Annotated in this window: 5 protein-coding genes and 1 pseudogene; 4 read left to right on the top strand and 2 right to left on the bottom strand. The window is 34.9% G+C overall.

All coding sequences use genetic code 11. The annotated features are described in order from the left end of the window. Positions 1-488: 488 nt before the first annotated feature. A pseudogene (locus tag BTO28_RS16575) lies at positions 489-1,021 on the top strand (ATP-binding protein). Positions 1,022-1,415: 394 nt separating this feature from the next. Here the strand turns inward: BTO28_RS16575 and BTO28_RS16570 are convergent. Beyond that, entirely contained in the window at positions 1,416-1,883 is a 468-nt protein-coding gene (locus BTO28_RS16570) for a divergent PAP2 family protein (RefSeq protein ID WP_076768311.1), read from the bottom strand. Positions 1,884-2,191: 308 nt separating this feature from the next. On the opposite strand from BTO28_RS16570, the gene BTO28_RS17740 reads away from it, so the two are divergent. Both BTO28_RS17740 and BTO28_RS16560 read left to right on the top strand, forming a co-directional pair. Then, positions 2,192-2,386 (top strand): LuxR C-terminal-related transcriptional regulator, encoded by a 195-nt coding sequence (locus BTO28_RS17740; RefSeq protein ID WP_083711733.1) that lies wholly within the window; start codon positions 2,192-2,194, stop codon positions 2,384-2,386. A gap of 232 nt (positions 2,387-2,618) precedes the next feature. After that, a complete protein-coding gene (locus BTO28_RS16560) occupies positions 2,619-2,918 on the top strand; it encodes a hypothetical protein (RefSeq protein WP_076768309.1) in 300 nt (99 codons plus the stop codon). 327 nt (positions 2,919-3,245) lie between these two features. Here the strand turns inward: BTO28_RS16560 and BTO28_RS16555 are convergent, their stop codons facing one another. Then, entirely contained in the window at positions 3,246-4,382 is a 1,137-nt protein-coding gene (locus tag BTO28_RS16555; protein WP_076768308.1) for a tyrosine-type recombinase/integrase, read from the bottom strand. A 397-nt stretch (positions 4,383-4,779) separates the two neighbouring features. On the opposite strand from BTO28_RS16555, the gene BTO28_RS16550 reads away from it, so the two are divergent. After that, the gene (locus BTO28_RS16550; protein WP_076768306.1) at positions 4,780-5,781 is read left to right on the top strand and encodes a helix-turn-helix domain-containing protein; all 1,002 of its coding nucleotides are present in this window, start codon (positions 4,780-4,782) and stop codon (positions 5,779-5,781) included. Positions 5,782-6,452: the final 671 nt, after the last annotated feature.

Genomic DNA, 6,452 nt, shown 5'->3' with positions numbered 1-6,452 from the left:
ACGGCAGTTAAGCTCTTCAGCGCCGATGGTAGTTGGGGGTTTCCCCCTGTGAGAGCCGGCCGCCGCCAGGCATAAGAGAATAACAGCGGAAGCTGTTCTTCTTTGTGTCTAGAAAAGTTTATAAATAATCATGAATACTATTCCTCATCCCTGTTTCAATCAGATTTAATATTGTCAATAAATTCAAACAAACCAGGAACTTTATTAAACTCTTCTTTTTGCAGTTTTTCGATGATTTAAACCTTTAATTCTTGAGATAAATCACCTCTAAATTTATATTTTGTTTGTAAAAAAAAGGACTAAAATTTTGGTTCGAGTGCCTGTATAATCTTTAGAATACCTTCAGATTGCTCTCTTTCAACCTTCACTATTAAATAAACTCCTTTTTAAAAGCTCTTCTTTTCTGTTTGGAGACTGATCAGTTTACAGGACTTCATGGACTTGTTATTCTAGGAACCATTCATGATTCGTTATATTTACTTCAATGTGTGACGATTCACGACTTTGATTTTAGTTTTCAGCTAAGTGTCAGTGAACAGCGTGTAAAAGAGACATTAGCGAGAATTCTTTTAGGACCGCCTGGTGTTGGAAAGACTCATCTCGCTATTTCATTCGCCTTGGAAGCACTAACTCAAGGATTTACGGCCTTATTCTTGACGGCTGAAGAAATGGTGGCAGAGTGCCGGAAGGCAGAAAGCAAAGGTACTCTTACCCGCCTGATCAACCGCTGGAGCCGTCCGGACTTGATTATTTTAGATGAAGTCAGATACTTTCCTTTTGATGAGCTGACAGCTAATGTGTTTTTTCAAATAGGATCAAAACGGTATGAACATGGAGCAATGATTTTAACCTCTAACAAGTCCTTTATCGAGTGGGGGAAGGTTTTGGAGACGACGTTTTAGCCACAGCGATCTTAGATCGCCTTCTGCATCATTCGGTTACATTCAATATTAAAGGGGATTCGTACCGAATGAAAGAAAAGAAAAAAGCCGGAATTTTTCCGGCTGCACCACCCAATTAATCGGTAAAATGGGGAATTTTATTCCGGCATAAACGGGGAGAATTAACACGGCATTGACACCATTGCTACACAGACCCCGGTAGTTGGAGGTTTAACCGTTCAGGAGGCGGAATCCCTGAACAAGAATACAGAACTCAACAATTCAAATCTAAAGGAAATTCAGACGCTATTTGCCTATAGACTGGAGTTATTTGTGGTAGGAGGAGATTTTTATTTTGAAGGAAGGCATGCAAAAACCAAACAAAAAAGCCATCAGATTTTAAATCTGAAAGCTTAAAAGTTGCGACGCCGTTCTCATGCCTAACATTGGATGGGTTGCACGAAAAAAACAAAGGTTGATGTGCTTTATTGTAATATAGCTTTTCAAAGCGTTTCATCCAGAAGCTTGATCTGCCTAGCCACTTTCGATTTTTGCTGAAACAAGTCCAAGCACAACACCCAGAAGCGCACCAATTCCTACTTCCACAGGTTGATGGCCAAGGAGTTCTTTCAGCTCTTTTTCCCGCTCCACATACTCAAAGCTTGGAAATTCACCAGAAAATTTCACCATATTATCTTCAAGATCGTTCACGAGCTTCGCAATTTCACCTGTATGGCGTCGAATTCCCTGTGCATCATACATTACAATTACGCCAAACACGGTTGCAAGTGAAGTCTCCGTATGCCGCCATCCTTTATTCGCTGCTACATAGGATGCCAGCGCCGCCACACCCGCTGAGTGCGAACTTGGCATGCCGCCAGTCGTAAAAGCCTGCTTTAAATCCCACTCTCCTGTCAGCTTCTTGTGCGTTAAAATTTTCAATCCTTGCGCAATGCCGATTGCGGATAGCGCAGTTATTATTCCCCGATTCATCTTTTCCATAAGCAATACCTCCACTCCACAGATCAATCTAACCGATCCATGCATCTATCTTCTCTATTTTGATACCCCATAATCCATTCTTTTATGCGGCAATGTATCACTATTAAGATCATCTTGTTTAATCTGCTTGGGTTTTTCCCTAATATTTCAATTAAATTGAAACAGTGATTAATCTTATAACAAAGTCATCTCATAATGAATAGAAACGAGGAGTGCTAAATATGAGTATGAAACAAAGTATTAAAAATTTCTGGAACACCCGTATTGCAAATACTTTAAGGATGCCATGAAATCCTCCCTGAAAAAAAATACCGAAAATTCGATGGCATAGAAGGGAAAGTACTGGCTTTTCTATACAGTATCTTCATGAAGTAGGAAACTACCTAAAGATAAGCAACCATACAGTAAAAAATCATATTACAAGCATTTTCAAAAAAATGAATGTAACGGATCGCATGCAAGCGATGGTGAAAATTTATCGCATCAAATATGGTGACGAATAGGACCTTTCCATTTTAAATAACATCTCCTCTAGAGAAAGACAACGAGACTCGATTCTTGTTGTCTTTCTTTGTTTTATAAGATTTCTGACAGGAAGTTATGAAATTAGGATGTCATTTTGGGGAATATACATATGGTATAATATGTTTTTATAAAACAGTTATCCTTTTTGATCAATCTCATGATTGTCTTTCAATGTGATGACGACACGAAACGAATGGGGGGGCTAGTAGTATGAATATTATTAAAAAGAAAGTCGATATCCAAGAGTTCATTGAAAATTTTGATTTAATTGCTCATTATGACGAATTGGGCCGAAAACATTACCTCGTTGTGCCAGATAGAGAACGTGGAGGAGATTGGACATTAATGAAATATCCAAATAATGAAATGACCATTCATGGAAAAGGGGTAGATTACTGTGATCCTGATGAACAAAAATTGTTTGATAAAGACCTTCTTGAATTTATTTGGAAGAATCGAAAAATGTTTAATAGCAGGATCAAAGAATCTTTTTTATTGAAGAAAGACTGATAACTTTTTAAACAAACATATACACATATACAAATCTACTTGTATGAACGTATATGTATAGATTGTAGTCGGCTTTTGAGGAGTTGAAGGAATGCCACCGTCCGGGTGAAACCAGATGGATCATTATTGATTGGATTAAAATATCAGGATCGAAATATTTCACGCTTATACAGGAAGAAATAGCAGACTGAAAAGACGTGAGAGTTATTAAATTAGGAAATAAATACAATATAAATGTAATTATGTTTCTTCAAAATAAAAAGCGTCTATTATTACAAGATAGGCGCTTTTTAAACGTTATTTGTTTTTTATACCGAGTTTCTTCTATTATATATACTCTCCTAATTGACCACTTTTCCATTCGTGGATTGCATGATGGTCCCGTTCCATAATCTTTTGTAAATAAATCATCGTTGTATCAATTTTTTCATGTCCGAGCGCACGCATAATCTTGTAAATGTCCACGCCTTCAAGATACGAAATAATCGCAAAACTATGCCGGAATGTATGAGCAGTAATTCGCGTTTTACGATTGGCCAGAAATGGAAGGTTTGTACGTTCGATTGCATTTCCAAAATATTGAGCCAAATAAGAGGCCGTGAAAGGGGTACCTTTACTTGTGGGGAATAATGGTTCTGAACTGTCGTTTGGAAAATCCGTCGATAACAGGCGTGCTTTACGGTAATTGCAAATACTATCCATTACTTTTGGATTTATTGGGATGGATCGCTTTTTATTTCCTTTTCCATCGACATCTAAATAAAAACCCCCAAGCAAACCATCGTATTTTACATCACAAACTTTTAAAGTTCCGAATTCTTCATTTCTGAGTCCAGTCGCCACCAATGTATGTATCATCCCAAAAAGAACGGGATGCTCTGCTTTCTTAAAAAAATCCAAAAGCTGAATCACTTCACCTGGTCCTAAATCACGGTTGGGCCGGTCATCTTTTCTTACAGTTGCACTTAATAATCCTTCGTGCACAGGTTCCTCAATATATCTTGATCGATAAAGAAATTGAAAGAAGCTTTTCCAGATAACTGTTTTGCGCGCCAGTGTCGCTGCGGAATAAGATCCTTTCTTTTTCACATGCGGACTTTCTTTGCTGACCCATTCCTGATAACGCCGTACATGTCGTTTCCCCATATTTTTAAATAAAGAGCCTTCCACAATAATATCAAGATCAAGATCCATGTCTTTTCCATATTCAAACATATGACGAATCATCATGGCAAGTTCGCGCTCATATTCTCGAACGGTTCGGCTGCTTCGATTTTTCGACTCATCAATATTGGTTTGCTGATACAAAAAATACAAAAGCATATCACGATCATTGAAATCTTCAAAAGAGGGACGATTCTGTTTTTCAGCTAATTCTTTTATAGCGATAAGATGTTTGAACGTTTCCTTTCGATCAGTGGGAAAAAGATCTTGTGGGCTAATTTTAGATATAAAATAATTCATATTATCGAACACCCTTATAATAATAATGTAAGAAAATGAATCTTTTTTATATTTATAAGAAATATCATTTTCATTCTAATGTAATTAAAATAAATCATAATAACTTTTATTAAGTATATCATAATCAAAATTATAAATAGACGATTAATCAAAAAACAAACTACCCTAAAAAAATAGTCTCTTTGTTTATGTATATTATATTTAAAATTATATGGAATTATATTTTTAATTAAAAGGCTAATTTATTTCATAATTTATTGTTTAATAATTTTTAGTTAAAATGGAATAATAAAATAATACATAGTAAAATATAAATTAATGATACAATAAGATTTTAATAATATTAATATGTGAAATCATTAGATTTAATTAATAAAAAAAGAAGGGGTATACATACATGACAGATCAAAATAATTTTTACACAACAAAAGAAACGGCTGCTATTTTAGGTAAAACGGTACCGACCATATATAAATATATTCGTGAGGGAAAATTGACCCCGCTTCCTGATCACAAATGGCGGATGCAGGCCACACGTTTATTTCCGAAAGAGCAAGTGGAAGAGCTAAAAGAAAAACAAGAAAAAAAGCTGGGGTTTACTACAACAGAAGCAGCTGATTTTTTAGGGATTACCCGGTCCACGCTTCTGCGTTTTGTCAAAGAAGAAAAAATTCCTTCTATGAAAGGGACACTCCGAGGTCGAGAAGTTTCATATATAGCAGAAGTAGATTTACAGCAGTTTGCGACAGAGAACAAAACATATTTAGAGCAAAAACGAATTCAGAAACGGGATTATTACGATAAAAAGCTTAATATCGCCTATTATCAGAGGTATTCATCTGAATCGATTGAGGATGCTCGGCTTGTCTGGGATGAGAACGGAGAATGGAGTTTTTTGCTTTATCCTTCTAGACAGCTTGTTTCTTATAATGAAGGAATATACAAGCATGACCTTCATCCGGCTTATCAGGTTACGTATGGAAAAAACATGACGACGCCTGGTTTTGCTAAAATCACACTTCCGTACGATCATCCTTTTACAATGCAGTTTATGGACATTCTATATCAGCAGTGCGATTTATCTAATATTTATGTGGATGTGCATTCTGCATCTTTAGGAAAACAATCAGCAATTGATATTATGGTTAAAAACAGCATTTTTGAGAGTGTGGATGAAGGGCTCAGTCGATTTGTTGAATTACATATCGTTGAAGGATCTGTACAGATTATCGGTGATCGAATAAAGATTGAATCTAACGAGGAGATTTTAACACTTCATGTCGAAAAATCATTAAAAGAACAATTAAAAAAAGCAGCTGAGGACCAGGATACGAGTATGCAGGAAATCGCAAATCAAATTTTAATAAAGCACTTTAAAGAAATGAATAATGTGTATTAAAGCTCCAAGTAGAGTGGGATGTCTAGAGCTATTGTCAAGTCAGGATACAGCTCTCGTGTTGAAATCTTTATAAAATTAATTTTATAAAAAGAGATTGTTGTTATAGTCGAGGGTTATAAAAAGACATATATAATAGAAGAAACTCGTCAAAAAAGAGAGCATTTTTAAAATGCTCTCTATATAAAATGGAGTGTATTAATAAGATGTCCAGCAGTTTAAATATTTATTCATGTAAATAATAAAAAAAGATCATATAAATTATAAGGAATAATTTTGATATATTGGTAAATAAATTGATAAGATGGTTTATTGACTTTACACATGGCTAAATGTTATATTATTAACTGTCGCTTGTGAGAATGACGTTAAATAAGTGATAATTTCTCAATGGATTTAATCGCTATAAAGTATTTAAAAATAATTTATTTTTAAAGGTAATCTATTGACTAAATGTTTGGAACTATGATATATTATTATTCCGCCGATAAAAAAGGCGCTTTGGATGTTAACCTTATATATTCTCTCAATAGATATTTGCTTTTGTTGAATAATAATTAAGAGAAATAACTGTTGACTTCTTAATCATTAAATGATAATATTATATTCCTGTCACTTTTGACAGCGAAAAAAATTGATCTTTGAAAACTGAACAAAATCAATAAAAACGTCAA

The sequence above is a fragment of the Domibacillus epiphyticus genome (genome assembly GCF_001975785.1).
In the GTDB taxonomy this organism is placed as follows: domain Bacteria; phylum Bacillota; class Bacilli; order Bacillales; family Domibacillaceae; genus Domibacillus; species Domibacillus epiphyticus.
The sequence above is the reverse complement of the archived record's forward strand: the minus strand, read 5'-3'. Positions and strand labels throughout refer to the sequence as shown.

Coding starts and splice junctions, on each gene's coding strand:
- BTO28_RS16570 (WP_076768311.1), bottom strand. CDS start 1,883: ATGGAAAAGATGAATCGGGGAATAATAACTGCGCTATCCGCAATCGGC.
- BTO28_RS16560 (WP_076768309.1), top strand. CDS start 2,619: ATGAATATTATTAAAAAGAAAGTCGATATCCAAGAGTTCATTGAAAAT.
- BTO28_RS16555 (WP_076768308.1), bottom strand. CDS start 4,382: ATGAATTATTTTATATCTAAAATTAGCCCACAAGATCTTTTTCCCACT.
- BTO28_RS16550 (WP_076768306.1), top strand. CDS start 4,780: ATGACAGATCAAAATAATTTTTACACAACAAAAGAAACGGCTGCTATT.